Consider the following 20,080-nt stretch of genomic DNA (forward strand, 5'->3'; position numbering starts at 1 on the left):
TGTTTCAGGGCTGCCGCGACCGCTGTCTCTGATTGTGCCAATCTGGTCAGCAAGCCAATCGGGCGGGTGATACCGGCGTTTGCAATTGACAAATCGCCACCTGTGTAGCGTCAACGGCGAATTTTGATAGCAGTGCCGCACTAACACCTTCGCGTACCAATTCCATTGCGGTGGAACTGCGCCCGACTTCATATGTCCAATACAAGGGGCGTTTGACGCGCGCCATGGCTTCGTCAATCAGCAACCGGTTCCCAGTGCCGCGGGCAGGCAGGATCAGCGGCGTTTCTTCCAAGTCTGATAGGTCCAGGACTTCCCGCCGGGCCAGAGCGTGATCCAAAGGCAAAGCCAGAACTATCGGGTCGTTAAATAGCAGTTCAAACCGGGTGGTGGGTTCCAGCATCGGGATCGAACAAATACCAAAATCGGCTTCTCCTGCGGCCACGGCTTCGGCCACTTCGTTGGCGGCACTGTCGAGCAAACGAATACGGGCTGTCTGCCCGGTGGCCCGAAATGCATTCATCGCAGGTATCAGAAGTTGAGCAACCACAGTGCGGACCGTCGCCATGGTCACCACGCCCCACGTTGATGCGCGTGAGGCATCAATGTCGGAGAAACCGGCATTAATCAAATTACGTGCAGATTGTTAGGTCTGAGCCAGCGAGGACCCCAATTATGACAACCCAGTATGACATTGCAGTGATCGGCGGCGGAAATGCCGCGCTTTGTGCAGCCATGACCGCTGCCGTAGCTGGCGCCAAAGTTCTGATCCTGGAAACCGCGCCCAGGGCGTACCGCGGCGGAAACTCCCGGCACACCCGCAACTTTCGCTGCATGCACTCAGGTCCACTTGGCCCACTGATCGAAGACTACAGCGAGGACGAGTATTTTGTTGATCTGATGAAGGTCACTGGCGGCAAGACCAACGAGAAACTTGTGCGGCTGGCAATGCCGTCAGACTGGTCGTTCGACGGTACGATCTGACCTTAACCAAAACCGTACTTTCACTGCGGCATGATCCGAAAAACAGAATTCGGCCAAGGGGAGCAATCAACATTGGGCATCCGTACCTTGAGAGAAATGCAGAAGATACGGATGCCAAAGACTGTAGTCAGATTGCTCTGCGTATGCTGCGCAAAACATACTTGGTCGCTCCGAGTTTCCCGTTCTTTGGATAGGTCGATATGCGAACACGGTTGTTTTGGTTGCCACCCAGCACAGACACACTGTCCCCCCTATCAGCGACCAGAAACCCAACATGCCCTCCTTTGCCAACGCGCTCAAAGACAACGATATCGCCTTCTTGCGGGTCGTTTTCAGCTGACTGGCCCCAGTCTTCCCAGGACAGCGCCCTCTGGCTATCTGTTCCCACCATGCCTGATTGTTCGACACAGTAGTTCACGAAGGATGAACACCAAGCGACACTATCATCGGTTCCAGACCAAGGGTTCGTTGATTTGTGGTACATCACAACCCGTGGATTGTTGCCAGGTCCAGCAACCTCGCGCACGTCGAGGGCAAGTTCGGCCTGAGCAACGCTATAGGGTACGGTTGCTCCTGCTGCAGTCGCAGGAGCCGCAGCGGTTGCTGTCGAGCCCGGAGCCGAAGGCCAAGTTGGCCATTTGGGCCATGTGGGCCAATTCCCAGCAGTGTTCCCATTTGCTGAGCTCAGTAACGGCAGGCCGCCGGAAACGGGCTTCAGGTAGCCACTGTGAAGGTATCCATCCGACAATCCGTCACTGTTCACGTCGACATTTGCCCAATCTCCTGATGTGCTGACAACCTGAACAATTTGCCCCTGCGCTAATGTGGAGTCGACACCATAATTGGTTCCAGGGCCGCGCCGCAAGTTCAAGCCTGACCGCGCCGTGACTTCCATCAGCGCAAATTGAAAAGACCCAGCATCATCGCGCCAGTCTACGGGCGCAGACGCCGCAGCGCCACCTGGAGTGAATTGACCAAAGTCGCCCCAAGCTGGGGACAGTTCATTGCCATCATGCCGCAATACTGCTGTTTGCTCTGGATAAGTTTGGCGTAAGGTCCAGGCGTCCGTGGCCAAAAGCGCTTTTGTTCCGCTCCAGCCCACCGACATTGACAGCCAGATAAAGTCAACCAAACCGGCACTCTTCAATGTCTTGCCAACCAAACCAGAGCCATAGACGCCAACACGGTAGTCCGCCCCTAAAACCCTGCGCACTTCGGCAAAGTACTCCGAAATGGATTTGAGGTCTGTTGGGCGGAAGTAATCCCAATCTACAGCAAAGTAAATTGCAGAGCCTATGGGTTGGCCAATCTGTGTTGCCTGTTTTACCGCACGTGTAGCATCTGCATTGCCGCTTTTCGCATTCAGATCGTTTATGTTCCCGCCAGAACCACCGCGTTGCTGGTAGACTACGGCGAGTGTCATTCCAGCATCAGCAATAGCTGCCGCTTCGGCTGGCTCGAGTCGCTTCTCGGGTAGCTGATTTGAATTGGCGCGATTAAAATACCGAATGATTGTTTCGACGCCACGTGCGCGAAGCTCGTCGAGATTTGATGTTACCCGCCAAGGGGTGTCGATGATTTTATGCATGACGTCCTCCACTTAATAGTCTGAAAATTAACTGCTGCCTGTACTGCTGCCTGTACTGCTGGTTGACGCAGGGGCCGGTGTTTGCGTGTGGCTCGTTGTGTTGTGACAATGTTCCGACGCCCGACCGTCGGAAGCAGCGCAAGCGAAACCCTGTGACAGATTTTGAGCAGCTGCCCCTGTGGCGAAAAACTTCTCAAGCGCAAACGAACCATTGCCGGAGGTGGTTTTGCCCCCTCTTGCTCCAAACTGGCCAAAAACCGAATATGTATCGTTTGGAGCGTTGCCTGCGTTCGGGGCCCTTGCGCCCAGTTCCTGCGTGGTTCCTGGCGCAACCTCGAGCCCAGTGGGCAATATCGCGATGTTTGCGTCCGAATACCCAAGCGTGAATTCCGGTGCGGGCGTGCCTACACCCTGGCCGACCGACACACCAAGTGTTTGGGCTTGCCCAAAGACGACAGGGTTACCTGGAGTCGGGCCGCATGCACCTAACCCAAGCAAACCCATGGCTGAAAACACTAAGGCTCTCTTACTTATTGTCATTGCGAATTCCTTTTTGTTTATGAAACACTGTCGATCACGCAACTTCTGGGAAGCGTCGGGACAGCGCGTAGAATTGCGGTTGCTTGTTCAGCGGTGGCTGCAAAAAAAATGGCTGAACAACTGCTGGTCGGCAGGCACGTGATATCGCGAGACATCACTCCAGCGCTGAGACTGTTGGTTTCGAACAAAACGCCAAACGTGAGCCAGGTGGTTCGCACTCCTTGGCTACTACACACATCCACAGATTTGGTTCCGAATTGCAGGCGCTTTTCGCTTCCGCCGTCTGGAAGCGTTTGGGTCACGATGGAGCAGGCAGCGACCTGCAACACAATGCACGCATTCAAAACGAAACGTCTCAACACTTTCATCATGCCCCCTCTTGGACAAAGGCGCGTGCATACAGCGAACGCGTTTGTGTGTCGGTGTTCTTGAACCCTGCTGCTACGCCGACCCTTGTGCCGCAGGCTACTGCGACCCACATGGATGCCTTCAGACGGCTCACGCCGGTTCCTCTAGACGGTCAAGGCTAGACGGAGGTGTGAAATATCCGGTCACAAAAACAAGGATCATGAGAATTGCAGCTTCGACTGATGGGGGAATGTCGATGCCAGTTGTTGTTTCAACTACCCAGATCAGAAGTATGGAAATCGGAGCTGACAAAGAACTGCTCACGACCTTCCGCGTTGGAGTTTGTGTTACCATACGTGCCATGTCGAACGCCTTTCAGTTTTAGTTACGTGAAATGGTGCGGACGGGGCTTTTGATCGTGTCCGCATGAACTGACCGAAGCGCAAGGAGGATCGCCTTGGGCTTTAGCGTTGTCCCGATTGCTATGTTGCTTTGCGCTAGGCTCTTTCGCCCCGCCTTTGCAGACGGCCGCTCAGCGTTGTATTTTTTCTTGTGTGAAAATGAAGTCATCAAATGGCCCCGCCCCTCTTGTCCGAAACCGTGCCATCGCTGGCAGAACAACTGTGGCGCGGCCGCGCGAATGAATCGCAATTTGATCGTGATTGCTGCGTTAGTTGTTGGTGAATTGACTATGGTTTTGCGTTTATTAGCATCAGGATTCATTGCTTTCCGGGTGGCGGCATGGTTCACGGCTCGAAAACGAGTGGTACACATGTCTGATCGTTACTGATTGAGCGACGCGCAGATGGCGCGCCTTGAACACTTTTCCCGAATTACCACAGCAAGCCACGCGTAGACGGCGCCGGGTTATGGGTTGAATTTATTGATCAATAACAATTGGTTGCGCTGGCAGCTTGCACCTAAGGAGCATGGCGTACTCAAGACGATCCACAACCGCTGGAAACGGTGGAGCGACAATGGTGTGTTCGCTTTGATGATGGCGGGACTGGCTGCCGAGCACGACAAAGAGAAAACCGCGAGGATCGACGCAACCTATCTGAAGGCACACCCCACAGGCACAGCAATCCCGCTCTCCATTTTCGTCAAGTTCTGCCTACGAAGCTTTACACCGTTGATCCAGTAGCCTGATATCAGGAGCAACGTCGTGGCGATGATACTGCGCATGCCTAACAGCTTGGAGTGATGCACTTAATCGCTTGAATTGCCAGAGCGGAAAGTCGGTGGCGCACCAAAACCCACGGCACGCTGCAAAGCTTGCACAATCAAGATTTGCACATTTAGAGTTCGTTGCGACGAACGTAGAGCAGCTCCCAGCAGTGGTTCTGCAGATGCGTCCCCGATATTGTGCCGTAGCCTGCACGGGGTGGTGGAATGAGGGCCTTGTCATAGGCTCGCGCAAAACGGTTTCCCCAACTGTTTCGGAAGACAAAGCGTTCGTCGTTTATGCCGCTGCCTGGACGAGTTCCTACGATGCACACTGCGTGACCGCCTAGGACACTTTCTGTTGCAATCCCTGCATCGTAAACGTCTACTATGTGGGCTGGCCAGCTCGGGTCCTGAATTTCACCATATTTCCAACCGTCGCTATGAAAGTTCGTCCAGCTATTGCTTTTGTAGTAGATCGGAAAGGAGGCCACTACAGGATTGCCGGCTTTCAGCTCTCTTCGCACGATTCCGTTGATGTCCTCGCCACGCCATTCGGCGGGATCTTTGCGCCGAAGACGCAGGTACTGGAAGGAATCTACAGGGAATTTTCGGGTCGCTGCCTCGCTTTTTGCATTGCCAGTCGGGACTTGAGTGTAATCTGGCCGTGACGCTCCGGTGTCATAAGGCATCGTCCTTTCGTCGCACACACCGGAGGCGATCAACGCGTCAGCCGCCTGGTCCAGAAACGTGCTTCCAGAGTTATAGTTGTGAGCATCGATCGTTGGCTGGTGATCGACCCGCATTTTCGCGTACAAGAACTCCTCCGAGTAATTGGGAAATTCCAACGCGGCGGTGCTTAGCCGTTCACGCAGCTCGATCATCGCCAGCACGGCAAAGGGCACACAGGTCGACCGGTTCCGCCCCTGATCCTGTGCGGGCCAGCTTTCGAGAAGCGCCCAGGTGGCGTCGGTGAGAGAGGCCAGTGACACTCCTGGTAACCGAACCAGTCTTTCGGCTGTTTTTTGGGGATCGAACCTATCAGGATCGTCTCGTTCTGCCCGCGAAAGAGCAGCCAATTCAGCAATCAGGGATGCCTGGGATTGATCGAAGCGATCGCTCGTGTTTCCGGGTTTCGCACCACCAAAGCGTTTTTGTGACGTGTTCCGCATATCAGCCCACAATTTGATCCTTGTTAATCGGGTGACCGGCATCAACGAAGTCTGAAAGCTCAGTTGTGCAGTCAGTGAGCAGATTGTCGAGAACGCCAGATGTCACGATCTGCTTTTTGATTTCAATGGCCAGGACCCGGCCTTGCGCGCTGTCGGAAGAATAGTGGACGCCCGCGATTTCGCGGTTCACCGCAATGCGGCGTGCCATGGTTTCGACGTACCGACGCAGGGGATCCTTCGTGGCCGCCGGGGCTGCATGAACCAGCATTTCCGCGACCAGGAAGGACTGCGTTGAGTGGTTGCTCGGGAAAGAAGAGTGCGCCGGTGTGGGGATCAAAGGCAGCATACCAGGAAAAATTTGGGCTGGCCGCGGACGTTGGTACATCCATTTGAAGTGCAAGCCGACAACGCTCGCAACTTGCAGGCAAACGAAAATCAAAACCGACGTCTGCGTGCGATACCGAGCGCTGCAATTCAATAGAGTTAAAAAATAATGCGCAAAGTTTCCGCTCTGATCGATGATCTCAGCAGCTTTGGATTGGTTTGCCTCAGAGAGGCGAAGCTCAAGAATGTCTTCGATTTGTGTTTGCAGGTTTTCGCGGAGCTGCTTTTCTTCGTCGGCTGTCGGCATATTCATGGTCGTCAAGTTAAGCTGTCCAAGAACACTGTGTATCATGCTCGTTGCCTGTAGGTCAGGGCTCCATTCCGCCTTGGGGAAATCGCCGCCGTTAAGCAGCAGGAAGTCCTCGCGATCTGCAGGTCCCCGCTCGTCGTAAAACGGTTCCATGAACGGAAATGCGGCGCCACCCGAAAGCCCAACGCCCACTCCCGCGCCGTTTCCAGCACCGTTGCCTGCGCCATTTCCCGCACCATTGCCTGCGCCGTTCCCCGATGCCAAGATTGCTGCTGCATTCGACATGTGTTTCTCCTAATCTATATGTTTTTGATCTTTCGCCCACGCCGTAACAGAAACGTTAAAAAAGTGTATGTTGTACCCTGCCCAACGGTAATCGCTACGGGTTTAGGCCCGCATCGACGAGGTGCCGCCCGTACCGAATTCGTTTATCCTGGCTTTGAAAAGGGTGGCGCGAGATCATTTTGGACACGCTGAAATCTGGCTGGATCTCGTGATGGTATGTAACGAGCTCCTTGGCCCGTGATCTTTGACCTGATGCGTGTAACGAGGCGATGGTGAACCTTAGATTTGATACGTAGGTCGGGTTGTCTTCAAAGCTTCTCAATCCCAGTTCGGCGGCGCGTTCGAAATTGCGTTGCGCGTAGTGGGCGATACTCAAAAAGTGCTGATTTCGAAATCGGAACGGATCGAATGGAGATAGCACCAGCGCCCGCTCGCCGTTTTTAATCGCTTCGCTTGGGTTGCCAGAATAAGTGAGCCCGGGCACAGTCCAGTTCAAAGTCTCGGCATCGCTAGGCATATACCGCAAAGCATTTTCAAAGTAGCTTTGCGCTTCTTTGTATTTATACGAGAAGATTAATCTGTTGTGGCCGAGGAATGCCATTGTGCGCCCGTCTGCAGGGTTGAGGTTGATTGCTTTCAGAGCATGTCGTTCAAGCAGCCTTTGGTCTGTTTCCGGATCTTCAGACCATCCCTGCCAAATCCGAACAGAGTGCCAATCGGCCAGGGCTGCAAAGCCAGGCGCATAGCTTTGCCCCTTGCGTGTGGCGGCTTCCAAGAGCAATCCCGCCTCTTGGAACGTATCCGTGGATAAATTGAAAATTAGATCACGGGCTCGTAAAACCAGTTGAAACGGCTCCAGATCTTCCGGTGACAAAGAGCTCGTCCTTCCCAGTTCAGCTCCGTGCAAAGATGGAGTAAATGAGGTTACGATCTTTGCAGCGATTGGCATTTCAAGATTCACAACCTCGGCGAGCGGTCGGTGGTAAATCTCTGCCCAGATAACTTGCTCGCTCGACGTATCGGCCATCTGGACCGCAACCCTCGCGTCGACACCATCTGAGCGAATTGATCCGCTTACAACGTAACGCGCGCCGGTCTCTTGGCCTACCTGAGCGGCGCTCAGGTTTGGTTGGTCCAAAAATCGGCGCATGGAGTTTGAAGAAAGCGGCGGAGGCGCAACGGCCCCGGCCAACGCGCAGGTGACTTCATCGAGCAACCCGAGCTGAACGTAGCTCGGCAAGTCATGGGGACCCAAAGATTCAAAAGGCAGCACCGCTATTGCGTTTTCTGTCTTGCGAACAGTTCCCGAGATGGTTTGCAGCAGAGATGTTGGATCCGTTGCTGAAATCCGTTCGGGCACATCGAGATTTAACTTGATCTGGGCCACCAAATCCTGAGTTCGCAGGGATGGTTCGGCGTCCAGCTCCCTTTCAAAAGTAGTGTAAAGATCATCGTAAAACGCCAGGGCTTTGGGAAGCTCATTTAGCTCCGCGAATGATTTGATAATCGCTCGTGCGGCGGATTCATCGAACCCATCTAGTGCAAAAACAGTCTGCGCGACGCGGAGGCGTATGTTTGGCTCGATATCACTCTCTTCGTAAACATTCCTGAGCCCGTCAATGCAGCGGCTTTGCAAGCTCGCACGGGTCTGGGTAGCCCAATCGTCAAAATCTTCACCGATGGCGTGAAAATCCACCAGAAGATCAGGCAGCTGGAGCAACGACTTGAGGATTTCGTCTCCCACCGATCCATCGTGGATTTCGGCCACCATAGTTTCCACATCCAACTGAATGATGTTGGAGAGCATCTGGAGTTCGGAATGGCCCGCATTGATCAGGGCGGGCGATGTATCGGTGCAGCGTCTAATTTCAGCGAGCGACTGTCGAAGAGAAGCCAGCGCTTGCGTGTCACTGAGACTAGGCCAAAACAAATTTGCCAATCGACGACGTTGATGGGTTCTGAATTGAGAAAATGCGAGGAAGGTTATCAGAGCTTTTGTCTTGCGCCCCCGAATGGGAATTTCTCGAGCGTCTTTCTCCAGCCGCCATTCGCCTAGTGTGACAAGGTGATAGCCACTGCTTTCTTGATCCACGCCTTCCCCCCACACGCCCCAAACGGTGCGACTTGCATTGTCCCTTTACCTACGGACAGAGCTTCACTCGCAATGGAAACTTCGTCAACACCGAAGCCCTATGGTTACCGCAGCGCCTGGCAGCCGAGTTTCGGCAAATATCGGCAGTTTCACACCCTAACATTCCCGCTTCCAATCAGCAAGTTAACGCCCGATCAACGCCAGGAACCATCCGCCATGGATATGCAGACCTTCTTGCGGGAGCGCCTTGGCAAGTAGGCCTATGCGGCGGCTCTCGTTGACGCAGCCGAGGAAATTTCACACAGGGGATTTGTGACTTATGATTGCTGCCGCCACCAGCTCACTGTTTATTGGGCCAAGGGGCGCGACAAGCGTTATCCCTACTATAAGTGATTCAACAAGCAGTTTGATGAATGCAGAAAACCCATTCGTAAGGAAATACTGGAAGGCGCGTTCGAGGAGCTAATCAAACGGATGCGCCCATCGGCAGGACTGATAACCACAGTTAGTGCGATGTTCCGAGATATTTGAGACCATCGCCGTCAAAGTTACGAGGAGAAGCAAGGCGAACAGAAGAGGGCACTGACTGGTATCGATAGACGTCACCAAACCCTGATAGCCGCAAGACCCAGCTAATACTGGTCTTTGCAGCCCCATTACCAAATGCGCAGAAACGAGGCTTTCGGACTGCGAAAACCACAAGCCCTTCAATGTGTTAAGGTCCTTGGCTGAGGATAAAGAGATTATGGCGGACAGACAGGGATTCGAACCCTGGAGACGGTCTCCCGCCTACACACTTTCCAGGCGTGCGCCTTCGACCACTCGGCCACCTGTCCACTGCGCGGTATTTGACCGATGCTCGCCTAGAATGCAAGGGCCAACATTATAAAAAGGTCAGCTCCACAGCCGATTATTTCATCCGTCCAAATGCAGATAGACACGTCGGTTCAATTTGCCCTTCTTTTCGACTTTTCCAATGCGGATTTTGCCGATCTCGGCAGTGCGCTTAACATGGGTGCCACCGCAGGGCTGCAGATCAACCTGCACGTCTGTGGACCCTATGCGCACCAGCCGCACCCTGCCCGCACCCATTGGTGGCGACACGGACATGGTTTTAACAAGCTGGGGTTTGGCCTCCAGTTCAGCCTCGGTGATCCAGTTTTCGGTGACCTGCAGATCACGGTCGATCAGCGCCTGTAACTGTGACTGCAGTTCTGCCTTATCTGCGGGGGCCTCTGGCATATTGAAATCCAATCGCCCTTTTTCTGACCCGATAGAGCCACCGCTAACCGGCAACGGGATGACCACTGAAAGCAGATGAAGCGCCGTGTGCACCCGCATGTGACCTAACCGCCGCTCCCAATCAAGTTCTTGGTTCACCTTGGTTCCGACAGGCGGCAGAGTCTGGCCTTCAGCAGGCACCAAAACAATGGCCCCACCGCTGCCCTTTACCGATGTCGCGATTGTACATGTACCATTTTGCCAGCTTAACAGCCCAGCGTCACCAGGCTGCCCTCCGCCTGTGGGATAGAACAATGCGCGATCCAGCACGACGCCACCCTGTTCGGTGTGGGACAGAACCCGGCCGGAACAGTCGCGCCGATAAGCATCGCTTTGGAAGAGTGGTTCAGTTTTCATTGTCGCCCTCGGGTGCGTCCAGATCGCTTAGGTCCGGATGTACCAACGCGGGGGTTGGTTCATGCAGATCTTGAGTAGTGGAGTTCGGAGTTAAAACCTCGGGATTGCGGATCCACAGGTCACGCTGAGCAAAAGGAATCTCAATGTCTTCTTCAGTAAAGCGACGAGATATTTCAAAGTTCAAATCAGATCGAACAGACAGGGCCCAGTTCACATCGCGCAGAATCGCACGGATTTCGAAATCCAGACTGTCTGCGCCAAATCCCTGAAAAACCACACTCGGCGCAGGGTTCAGTAAAACCATCGGATGGGCCTGGGCGATATCCAACAGGATTTTCTCTACTCGCCTTGGGTCTGTGCCATAGGCCACCCCGACCGGCACGATAACCCGGCCCACTGTGTTACCGCGAGTGAAATTGGTAACCGCACCAGTGATCAGATCCGAGTTTGGTATAATCACATCTGTCCGGTCGAAAGTCTCGATCCGGGTTGAGCGCACTGAGATATCGCGCACATATCCCATCATGCCGCCGACCTCAATCCAGTCGCCTTTTGAAATCGGCCGTTCCACCAGCAGAATGATGCCAGAGACAAAGTTCGAAACCACCGTTTGCAAACCAAAACCGATGCCAACAGACAAGGCCCCTGCGACAATAGCCAGCGATGAAAGATCCAACCCGGCCCAGGAAATCGCGACCACTGCGGCCAGGAATATTCCCAGATATCCAGTCCCTGAAACAATGGCGTTTTGCCCACCCGGGTCCAGTTTTGTTTTGGGCAGTAAGGAATTGCGCAGACTGCTTTGGACCATACGCGTCGCGACATAACCTGCGGCAAAAACGAGGGCAAACATCAGGAATGAACTAGGTGAAATCCGGGTGTCGCCAAATTGAACACCATCCATAAACCTGGACCAAAGCTCGGTCAGGTCAGCGATTCTTGCACCCCAGATCAGCGCCAGTACTGGCATGACCAGGATCGCAAGAACAAACCCCACCAACACTGAAAACAACGAATCTTGTGCGGCTTCGGGGTTTCTGGTCACCAAGGCATAAATGGCCCCTAAAACCCGCTGGATAACCAGTGTTGTTGAGATCACGAATAGGGTTACTGCAACTGGATATATTATCGCCTCGGAGGCATGAATATAACCGAAGACCGCCAAAATGGGGGCCAGTCCCGCCAGCATGTAGACGGCCCGCCGCACGGCACGGACAAGTTTATTTGCGCCTGCAACTCCCACCGTTTCGTTTTGTTCGGTGGTCTCTTGCAAACGTTTCAAACCAAGGCGTTGCACCCGGAAAAGCAGCAATGCGGTCGTCAGGATTATTGGAAAAGCAACCACCGAACGAGTGACATCCGACAGGTATTCCAGCTGATCGATTTGAATAATCAGGTCCCGCAGAACCAACATGACTGCAATCAAGACAACCAACAGGCGCAGCTCTCGGCGTGGTCTGTTTTGAACAGGCAGAAGTGCAGTCCGATTAGGTGATGCCAGCACTTGCTGTCCCAGCCAGTTGAACGCCAGTAGTATCAAGGCCCAGCCAGGAACCGATTCTAGTATCAAAGCCCCTCGCACGCCCAAAATTCCCGACATTGAGATGGCCTGGGTCAGGAAAATCACCCCCAGAAGCGGTAATAAAACTTGAACCAGGGACACCAGGAAGCTCCACACGCCGGTGTCCCGTATGCCAACTTGACGCAAATACGTGCCAACCTGACTGGTCCAGCTTCGCCCTCGCAACACCAGCAATCCACCCGCTAAAATCAGGCCTAAAATGACTGGCAACCTATTTTGTAAGTTCTCACGTGTGGTGTCACTTTGAACCTGCAACAGGGTTTCGTTCCAAAGGCCCATTACAGCAGCAGATATTTCACGCAGGGCTTCTGCCCAATTCTCGGGGTTCACAGGGGATGGGCCCCGTTGCATCAGCGCCTTGGTCTGGCGTTTGCGAATAATGCGATCGATTTCCGAAATCAGGCCATTCGCCCGGTTGTGAGCCTCTTCTGACACAACACGTGGCACCCGCAGTGCAGTGAGTTGATCGTTCAGCGAGGATCGAAGGGCGGCAAGGTCACCATCCTCAATTTCCCCTTCTCCCGGAGCAGGTCCCAAAGCACTAAGTTGAGAGTTTAGGGTTCCAATGCGGTCGGCATTGTTATCGCGCGCACTGGCAAACACTTCTCTGTGGTCGGCTATTTCCCGACGCAGCACCTCCAGCGAGGCGGAAGATGCCCGGTCTTGGTCAATGACCAGTTCAGCGCGCTCTGCAGTGTTGAGCCAACCCTGATAATAGTTCCGCTCAGTTGCGGACAATTGAGCATCAGCCCCCCCAGTCCCCCACAGAGCAAAACAAAGAACTGTAAGGGCGAACCGGAGGAGCTGCATAGACTGACTCATATGTCTTCGAATACACCCGGAATAGACGCCGGGGTATGGGTCATCCAGTCCGGCACCGGCAAGTTTTTCTCGCGCAGGAATTCAGGGTTGAAAAGCTTGGACTGATAGCGCGTACCATAGTCAGCCAGCACGGTCACAATGGTGTGCCCTTTGCCCATTTCCTTGGCCATACGTACGGCCCCGGCGATATTGATCCCGGAAGACCCACCTAGAACCAGTCCCTCGTCATGCAGCAAGTCAAAGATATACGGCACCGCTTCGTCGTCCGGCACCTGATATGAGAAATCAGGCTTGAATCCTTCCAGATTTTTGGTGATCCGCACCTGGCCGATACCTTCGGCAATAGAACTGCCCTCCATGGCCATCTCACCGGTGGTGTAATAGGAATACAATCCAGCCCCCATCGGATCAGCCAGTCCGATCTTAACGCCCTTGGGCTGCAAGGCTTCGGCAACACCAACCAGCGTGCCGCCCGAACCTACGGCGCAAACAAAGCCGTCGACGTTGCCATCAGTCTGTTCCCAGATCTCGGGACCGGTGGTTTCCAGGTGCGCCTTTTTATTGGCAACATTATCAAACTGATTGGCCCAGATCGCACCATTGGGTTCGGTCTTGGCCAATTCAGCCGCAAGACGTTCCGAATAGCGAACAAAGTTGTTTGGATTGCGATAGGGCGCTGCCGGAACCTGAACCAGTTGTGCACCAGCCAGACGCAGCATGTCCTTTTTCTCTTCGGATTGGGTTTCCGGGATAACAATGACTGTCTTGAACCCCATCGAAGCACCAACCAGCGCCAGGCCAATGCCAGTATTACCAGCCGTACCCTCGACGATGGTGCCGCCGGGTTTTAGCTCTCCACGGGCGATGGCATCCTTGATGATATACAGGGCAGCACGGTCTTTCACCGACTGGCCCGGATTCATAAATTCAGCTTTGCCTAGAATTTCACAGCCTGTCTCGTCGCTGACGCGGTTCAGACGAATAAGAGGTGTGTGGCCAATGGCGTCAGCCAAATCACGTGCGATGCGCATGGTGTCCCTTTCGATCAATTCCCACAGATGTAACCAAGCCCCGAGGCGAGCTCAAGGAAAGAAGAGGCTAGGAACATACTGGCCTTAACCGTTCACGGTGTCTGGCCAGCCATAGCGCTGCAGTCACAAGCGGCATATCTAAATAGGCCTGTCCATCAATTCCGGCCATCAACTCATCGAACCCAATGATTTTGCTCCGAATATCCTCTCCCTCGGCAGCAATCCCGCCGCCTGCCGCCCGCGCCGTCAGATCGCCTATCCCGACGAAGATGTGAATGAATTCTCCGGATGCTCCGCTCGACGGATAGACCTGCGCCACTGGTTCTAAAGCTAACAATGTAACGCCGGCCTCTTCCATTGCTTCACGGTGCGCCGCCTGCGCGGCAGTTTCGCCTGGGTCAATCAACCCAGCAATAGGTTCCCACATCCAAGGACGCGGTTCGCCGGCAATATAGGTGGCAGCACGAAATTGCTCGATCAACAGGACTTCGTCCCGGACCGGATCATAGGGAAGAACCACAGCGGCACGGCCAACCAAGGCGGCACCCCGATTAATCACCGGGCTCAAGCTGCCATCGTAACGACGGTACTGCAGGTCCATCTCTTCCATTGCAAAGAAATTGAGATGTGCGCGCGTGTGCTTATGTACAACGACATCTTTGCTCAGGTCGTGCTCCGGATCTCCAGACCGAGCTTGAGCATCCAGCCAGGCCCCTGCCCTGGTCCGAATTGAGGGAAAGCACTTGGCGACCTCTGCAGCCGTCATCCGGCCCTGATAGGCCATCACCTCTTGTGCTGCGCGGAGGGTCAGAGCCCCCCATTTGGCAATCCATCCCTGCAAATCCCAGAGCTCTTGCGTCTGCCACAAGCCGGGTTCCGGGAAATAGACCTGTGTGGTAACGTTGTGGCCGTCAGGAGTTTGCACGACCACATCCTTTAGATCGTAGTCAAATCCACCCTCATAGAAATTTAGGGCATCGACATCATCCTGTGACAGGCCCCGCACCAAAACGCCTTGCGCAATGTGCCCCTGCCGTTCTTCGATTGCCGGAAAAATCTGCCCTTTCACGGCAAAAATCCCATGCCCCGCAAGACTGGCTTGTGAAAGATCCAATGCTTTACCGGATCGCCCTAATACCAGTTCCAACAATGCCGTATAGCGCAAAGTTCCATAGAAGAATAGATCGGTCACGTCCCATAGCCCTTTAGAATTAAAGCGAAATCAGCGCCAACGACGGCTGGCGCTTTCGGTTGCCAGCCCCGAAACAACGGCGCCGATCAATACAGTCGCAATAACCTGTGGAACAAAGATATCAATTCCATAGTTCATCCCAATTACAAAAATCTGTGACAATGCTTCGAATGGCCCGTCGTAACGATTGCGCATCGCCAGCCGGAACATCTCTTTGCCGCCATATATAAACAACGCCCAAAACAACATGACTGCGACACCGCTGATACCATTATTGATGGCAGGAACCGTGCCCCGACCTGCGCGTTTACCCATCACCACCCAACCGATGACCAAACCGATTGCCATGTTAAATGGGGTAAAGTTGCTGAAATCTGTGCCTTCCGGCATCAGCGGCTTGACCTGGCCTGAAAGAATAAAGGCAAGGAAGGCCAGGCAAACAGCGGCCGTTAGTTTGGCTCCGGTGGGCATAAGGACAAATCCATCTAGTGAAGTGCAACTATAGTCTGCGTTGCCTCGCAGGTTCCCGTTTTAAATGACGCCGCGCAAGTGGTTAGATAGAAATTTCACATCCTTCGAAATCCCCAACCAATTTTCTGGCCAGTGACCTGAGCCCAACGCGCCGTAGCCGGCGCATTGGGTATGCGCTATGCCCGGTCAAAAACAGAACAGGCGTGCGCATCACATTTGCGCGTACAGCACTGGATCAAAGCATCATATCAAGTGCTGAAATCAGTTTTTCAACTTCAGATTCAGAGGTGTAGTGGGTGAAGCTAAGGCGCAACACTCCGGCTTCCGGATCAACACCCAGGGCCTGTAATGCACGAACAGCGTAAAAATCTCCTCCGCCCGCCATAATCCCCATCTCGGCCAATTTTGCAGCAACAGGCAAAACCGGGCCGTTAAGCTGCAGCGCAACAGTTGGCGCCCTGACCGCTGCGTCAGAAGGTCCAATCAAGCGTACGTTGTTACGATCCTTTACCGCATCCAGTAATGGCTGCAACAGATTGACCTCATGTGCGCGCATCAGGTCATGCACAAAAGCTGCCCGCTTTGCAGGGTCGTTTTTCGGACCACCATGGTGATCACACAGCATATCAATGTAATCGGCGATCCCTGCACAGGCCGCCACCTGTGCATGATCCGGTCCCGCAGGGGTAAAGCGCTTGTACCCCACATCGCCGTTGAAATAATGTGCCTGATTGGGCAACATTTCTGCCAGAGCCCGCCGAACAACCATCACCCCCTGATGTGGTCCATACGTCTTGTAAGCGGAAAACAGATAGATATCCGGTCCCAGATCACCCACATTCGGCAATCCATGTGCTGCATAGGACACGCCATCAACACAGACAAACGCTCCAGAAGCATGAGCCATTGCCGTGATTTCAGCCACTGGATTGATCTCCCCCACCACGTTTGAACAATGCGGGAAGCAAACCAGACGAACTTTTTCGTCCAACAGGTTTGCCAGATCTGCCAAATCCAGATGTCCCGTTTGCGGATCAATCTGCCATTCCCGGATCTCAATCCCTTGATCAGCCAACCGGCGCCACGGCCCGGTGTTTGCCTCGTGGTCCTGATTGGTCACAATGATGGCTTCGCCTTGCCCGACAAACGTTCTGAAGGCCTGTGACAAAACATAGGTGTTCTGCGTGGTGGAAGGCCCGAAACTCAATTCGTCCGTTTCAACACCCATCATGGCCGCCAGGCGCTGACGGGCTTCATCCATCTCGGCCCCGCCCAGCCTTGAAGCTTCATAAGGTGCATAGGGCTGCACTTTTCGTTGGGTATAAAACCGGGTCAGCCGATCAATCACCGCCTGACAAGTATAAGACCCGCCAGCATTTTCAAAAAAGGCCTGCCCTTCCAAGGATGGCTCGGCAAATGCAGGAAACTGGCTGCGTACGAAATCTAGATCCAATGACATTGTCACTCCCCGTTCTGTTGAAAAATTTCTGCCGCTGTTAGCGGCTTAGGTCAAGCCCGGTGCCAAATGACGAAAACTGACATCAGGCCTTGATAGGCAGGTCAGATCAAAACAGAGGACTTACAAACATGACCTACTCTCCTAAAGATTTCTTGGTTTGGGGTGAATTACCCGTCACCGACTTGGCCAAAGCCTGTGAATTTTACGGAACCGTCACTGGTGCACATCTGAGCATCGACGATAGCGGCCCAAACCCAATTGCGATGTTCAAACCCGCAGATCAAAAAACCGGAGTCGCCCTGCATCTCTACCCTGGAAAACCCGCAATCGACGGGAGCGGTCCAACCCTTCACTTGGCGGCCCAAGGAACGCTGGAGGAAGTGATGGTGCGGGTAACGAAAGCGGGGGGCGAAGTCACATCGGACGCCATCGAAATCCCACCCGGTAAATTTTTCTATGCCAAGGACCCTGACGGAAATTCAATTGGATTCTTCTTTGGTCACGACCACTAAACAAAATTGGCCCCGAGTGTCATCGGGGCCAATCGATATTTGATCGTCTCAAGAACAGTTAGGCGTTTACATCAACAACAACGCGCCCCTTGATCTGACCCTTCAGGATATCTGCACCCAGTTGAGGCAAATCACTCAACCGCGCCGGTTGGATCATAGCTTCTAACTTGTCCATCGGAAGATCCGAGGCAATCCGCTTCCAGGCCCGCACCCGGTTGTCATAGGGCTGCATGACACTGTCGATACCCAAAAGGTTCACACCGCGAAGCAGGAACGGAATGACGGTCGCAGGCAGTGCTGCCCCGCCAGCCAGACCAACAGCTGAAACAGAAGCACCGTATTTCATCTGTCCAAGCACCCGCGCCAGCATGGCACCTCCAACCGCGTCCACACAGCCAGCCCAGCTTTCAGCTTCCAGCGGACGCTTAACGGTCTCATTCAATTCATCGCGTGCCACAACTTGTGTCACACCCAGCGCTGTCAGGTACTCCGTCGTTTCAGGGCGCCCGGTGACACCCGCCACCTCATAGCCAAGATTTGCCAAAATTGCTGTGGCGACAGATCCTACACCGCCTGCAGCACCCGTTACCAGCACCGGACCCTGGCCGGGCTTCAACCCATGATCTTCCAGTGCCATAACCGCCAACATAGCGGTAAATCCTGCCGTCCCCACAGCCATCGCCTGACGGGTATCCAGCCCTTCGGGCAAGGGCACCAACCAATCTGCTTTGACATTGGCCTTTTGCGAGTATCCACCCCAATGAGCTTCGCCAACCCGCCATCCGGTCGACACAACTTTGTCACCGGGCTGATATCGATCATCCGAACTCGCTTCGACAGTGCCGGCAAAATCAATTCCTGGCACATGCGGATATCTTCGCACCAACCCGCCGCCGGGACCTATGCACAGTCCATCCTTGTAATTCACAGTGGAATACTCCACAGCCACCGTCACCTCACCGTCGGGCAGTTGATCCAGGCTGATTTGCTCCACCGAGGCCGAGGTCTTCTTGCTCTCTTCGTCTCTCGTCACAACCAATGCGTTGAACATCATTTTACATCCTCTTGGTCTGCCCTACCCTGACCTTTATTCATCTGGCCATAAATATCCCGGGGGGGCCGTAGGCGGGGGCAGAGCCCCCAATTTTTAGATACCAGAACTTCGTGAACTCCATCACAAATTGCAGCTGTGGCCTTCAACCTGGTTCGCTCCAGTTGATTTGACAGAAGTCGGCCAACTGTTAGTGACTTTGGGTCTCCGTATTGATCTGGCTTTCATGTCACTCTCCAGCTATTACGGTCATCGGTTCAAGGCTTGTGTTCTAAATGTCAGACTTTTAAATGTCAGACAAATGAAAAGTGACTTTGTATGCTGGCACAACATCGGAAAAGACAATGAAGATCGATCCAAACAGTTCTGCCGACCTCTCGGCACAGATTGCCAAGGCGATCAAGGATGCCATTATCAACGGCGACCTCATTGTCGATCAGCGCCTGCCGTCTGAATCCGAATTGTCCGACCAGTTTGCTGTCTCCCGCCCGACTGTCCGCGAAGCCTTGAAACGTTTGGCGGCGCAGTCGCTGATCCGCACCCAACGTGGTGCAACCGGAGGGGCATTTGTCAACCGGCTCAGCTTTGAAGAGGCCTATAGTCACCACGTCACCACGTCGACGCTGTTGCTGTCGATGAATACAGTCAGCTTTGATACAGCCTGCGAGGCCCGATACGCCCTGGAGCGGGCTTGCGCTCCAATGTCCGCCCAGCGGCGCACCCCCGATCACCTGGCCACCATGCGTGCCGAAATATTCCGGCAAAGCCAACCAAATCTGACTGACGAAGCCTTTTGTGCTTCTGATGTCGCGTTTCACCGCGCCTTGGTCGATGGGGCTGGTAACCCAGTTCTATCATACCAATTGGCCGGGTCAGTTGAAGCCATGCAACCTTTGATGAATATGATTACTTTCTCAGCCCGATCCAGAGAAGAAATCATCCTGCTGCACAGTCAAATTGCAGATGCCATCGAAGCCAGAGACGGCATTGCAGCGACACGTGGATTGAATGAGTTAGAGGCCGAAACACGCAACTTAGCTGCAAGTGTTTTTGCAGCAAGGTCCGCACCGCAGTAATCTATCCAACCCCAAGTCATCTAAATTTACCCTCTGAACAAAGCCGCCCCGGGCCGGGTTCTGCTATTTCTTCTTTTTCCCCCTTCAACTTCATGTCTTTCAGTCCTATATTGGCACTGTTCCCTCGGGGACTATGGACATAAATGCGCTCGTCATAAGCGGATCGGACCCGGGGGCGGTACCCGGCGTCTCCACCAAACATCCTTCATTTGGGGATCATGGGGACGAAATAGGATCGACGAACGTCTAAAGGGGTTAGCTTTGTCTCGGCTGTCTGCCACCGTTACCGGCGAAAACTGTACAATTGCAAATGACAATCGTGCTCCGATGGCTCTGGCTGCGTAAGCAGTTCGAGAAATCGAAAACTTAAGTCCTCTCGCTTTGCAGCGTTTGGCGGGGTTCGCAGGTACCTGGCAACAGAAACCTGCACTTTTCTCTCCGA

The 20,080-nt window shown here is 53.9% G+C and carries 17 protein-coding genes, 1 tRNA gene, 1 other RNA gene and 1 pseudogene; 6 read left to right on the forward strand and 14 right to left on the reverse strand.

All coding sequences use genetic code 11. The features are described from left to right. Positions 1-46 precede the first annotated feature (46 nt). Complete coding sequence (locus EBB79_RS11360; RefSeq protein ID WP_127749004.1) at positions 47-565, reverse strand: LysR substrate-binding domain-containing protein; 519 nt, start codon at positions 563-565, stop codon at positions 47-49. A 107-nt stretch (positions 566-672) separates the two neighbouring features. Between EBB79_RS11360 and EBB79_RS11365 the strand changes: the two genes are divergently transcribed. Then, the gene (locus EBB79_RS11365) at positions 673-981 is read left to right on the forward strand and encodes an FAD-dependent oxidoreductase (protein ID WP_127749005.1); all 309 of its coding nucleotides are present in this window, start codon (positions 673-675) and stop codon (positions 979-981) included. Positions 982-1,108: 127 nt separating this feature from the next. Here the strand turns inward: EBB79_RS11365 and EBB79_RS11370 are convergent, their stop codons facing one another. Then, a complete protein-coding gene (locus EBB79_RS11370) occupies positions 1,109-2,569 on the reverse strand; it encodes a TIGR02594 family protein (RefSeq protein WP_127749006.1) in 1,461 nt (486 codons plus the stop codon). A 557-nt stretch (positions 2,570-3,126) separates the two neighbouring features. Continuing rightward, positions 3,127-3,480, reverse strand: coding sequence for a hypothetical protein (locus EBB79_RS11375; RefSeq protein WP_127749007.1), 354 nt, complete (start codon positions 3,478-3,480; stop codon positions 3,127-3,129). A gap of 434 nt (positions 3,481-3,914) precedes the next feature. Here EBB79_RS11375 and EBB79_RS11380 point away from each other — a divergent pair, with 434 nt between their 5' ends. Both EBB79_RS11380 and EBB79_RS11385 read left to right on the forward strand, forming a co-directional pair. Further along, positions 3,915-4,247 carry a hypothetical protein gene (locus tag EBB79_RS11380; protein WP_127749008.1) on the forward strand — a complete coding sequence of 111 codons (333 nt, stop codon included), beginning with the start codon at positions 3,915-3,917 and terminating at the stop codon, positions 4,245-4,247. 15 nt (positions 4,248-4,262) lie between these two features. Next, positions 4,263-4,544 (forward strand): annotated as a pseudogene (locus EBB79_RS11385) (IS5/IS1182 family transposase); the annotation flags it as partial. Between the two features lie 211 nt (positions 4,545-4,755). On the opposite strand, the gene EBB79_RS11390 reads toward EBB79_RS11385, so the two are convergent. From EBB79_RS11390 to EBB79_RS11435, 10 genes are all read right to left on the reverse strand, one after another. Beyond that, positions 4,756-5,835 carry a C1 family peptidase gene (locus EBB79_RS11390; RefSeq protein ID WP_127749010.1) on the reverse strand — a complete coding sequence of 360 codons (1,080 nt, stop codon included), beginning with the start codon at positions 5,833-5,835 and terminating at the stop codon, positions 4,756-4,758. After that, positions 5,795-6,712, reverse strand: a complete 918-nt coding sequence (locus EBB79_RS11395; RefSeq protein ID WP_164860797.1) for a phosphatase PAP2 family protein — start codon at positions 6,710-6,712, stop codon at positions 5,795-5,797. Before EBB79_RS11395 ends, EBB79_RS11390 begins: the two co-directional genes overlap by 41 nt. A gap of 94 nt (positions 6,713-6,806) precedes the next feature. After that, on the reverse strand, positions 6,807-8,804 hold the full coding sequence (locus EBB79_RS11400; protein WP_127749012.1) for an AfsR/SARP family transcriptional regulator: 1,998 nt from the start codon (positions 8,802-8,804) through the stop codon (positions 6,807-6,809). A 746-nt stretch (positions 8,805-9,550) separates the two neighbouring features. Then, a tRNA-Ser gene (locus EBB79_RS11405) sits at positions 9,551-9,640 on the reverse strand. Positions 9,641-9,719: 79 nt separating this feature from the next. Next, positions 9,720-10,442 (reverse strand): alanyl-tRNA editing protein, encoded by a 723-nt coding sequence (locus tag EBB79_RS11410; RefSeq protein ID WP_127749013.1) that lies wholly within the window; start codon positions 10,440-10,442, stop codon positions 9,720-9,722. After that, positions 10,432-12,834: a DUF3772 domain-containing protein gene (locus tag EBB79_RS11415; protein WP_238704877.1), complete on the reverse strand. Its 2,403-nt coding sequence runs from the start codon at positions 12,832-12,834 to the stop codon at positions 10,432-10,434. Before EBB79_RS11415 ends, EBB79_RS11410 begins: the two co-directional genes overlap by 11 nt. A gap of 8 nt (positions 12,835-12,842) precedes the next feature. Then, positions 12,843-13,877 (reverse strand): cysteine synthase A, encoded by a 1,035-nt coding sequence (locus tag EBB79_RS11420; RefSeq protein ID WP_127749015.1) that lies wholly within the window; start codon positions 13,875-13,877, stop codon positions 12,843-12,845. A 67-nt stretch (positions 13,878-13,944) separates the two neighbouring features. Next, the gene (locus EBB79_RS11425; protein WP_127749016.1) at positions 13,945-15,069 is read right to left on the reverse strand and encodes an NUDIX domain-containing protein; all 1,125 of its coding nucleotides are present in this window, start codon (positions 15,067-15,069) and stop codon (positions 13,945-13,947) included. A gap of 30 nt (positions 15,070-15,099) precedes the next feature. Beyond that, positions 15,100-15,540 carry a TrgA family protein gene (locus EBB79_RS11430; protein WP_127749017.1) on the reverse strand — a complete coding sequence of 147 codons (441 nt, stop codon included), beginning with the start codon at positions 15,538-15,540 and terminating at the stop codon, positions 15,100-15,102. Positions 15,541-15,775: 235 nt separating this feature from the next. Continuing rightward, positions 15,776-16,999 (reverse strand): aminotransferase class V-fold PLP-dependent enzyme, encoded by a 1,224-nt coding sequence (locus EBB79_RS11435; RefSeq protein ID WP_127749018.1) that lies wholly within the window; start codon positions 16,997-16,999, stop codon positions 15,776-15,778. Positions 17,000-17,127: 128 nt separating this feature from the next. On the opposite strand from EBB79_RS11435, the gene EBB79_RS11440 reads away from it, so the two are divergent. Next, positions 17,128-17,511, forward strand: a complete 384-nt coding sequence (locus EBB79_RS11440; protein ID WP_127749019.1) for a VOC family protein — start codon at positions 17,128-17,130, stop codon at positions 17,509-17,511. Between the two features lie 58 nt (positions 17,512-17,569). Here the strand turns inward: EBB79_RS11440 and acuI are convergent, their stop codons facing one another. Further along, on the reverse strand, positions 17,570-18,562 hold the full coding sequence (gene acuI / locus EBB79_RS11445; RefSeq protein ID WP_127750963.1) for an acryloyl-CoA reductase: 993 nt from the start codon (positions 18,560-18,562) through the stop codon (positions 17,570-17,572). Between the two features lie 344 nt (positions 18,563-18,906). Between acuI and EBB79_RS11450 the strand changes: the two genes are divergently transcribed. Both EBB79_RS11450 and ssrA read left to right on the forward strand, forming a co-directional pair. Then, positions 18,907-19,638 carry a FadR/GntR family transcriptional regulator gene (locus tag EBB79_RS11450; protein ID WP_127749020.1) on the forward strand — a complete coding sequence of 244 codons (732 nt, stop codon included), beginning with the start codon at positions 18,907-18,909 and terminating at the stop codon, positions 19,636-19,638. Between the two features lie 79 nt (positions 19,639-19,717). Then, positions 19,718-20,069: a transfer-messenger RNA gene (gene ssrA / locus EBB79_RS11455) on the forward strand. Positions 20,070-20,080: the final 11 nt, after the last annotated feature.

Origin of the sequence: Parasedimentitalea marina, from assembly GCF_004006175.1 — a bacterium.
Lineage (GTDB): Bacteria > Pseudomonadota > Alphaproteobacteria > Rhodobacterales > Rhodobacteraceae > Parasedimentitalea > Parasedimentitalea marina.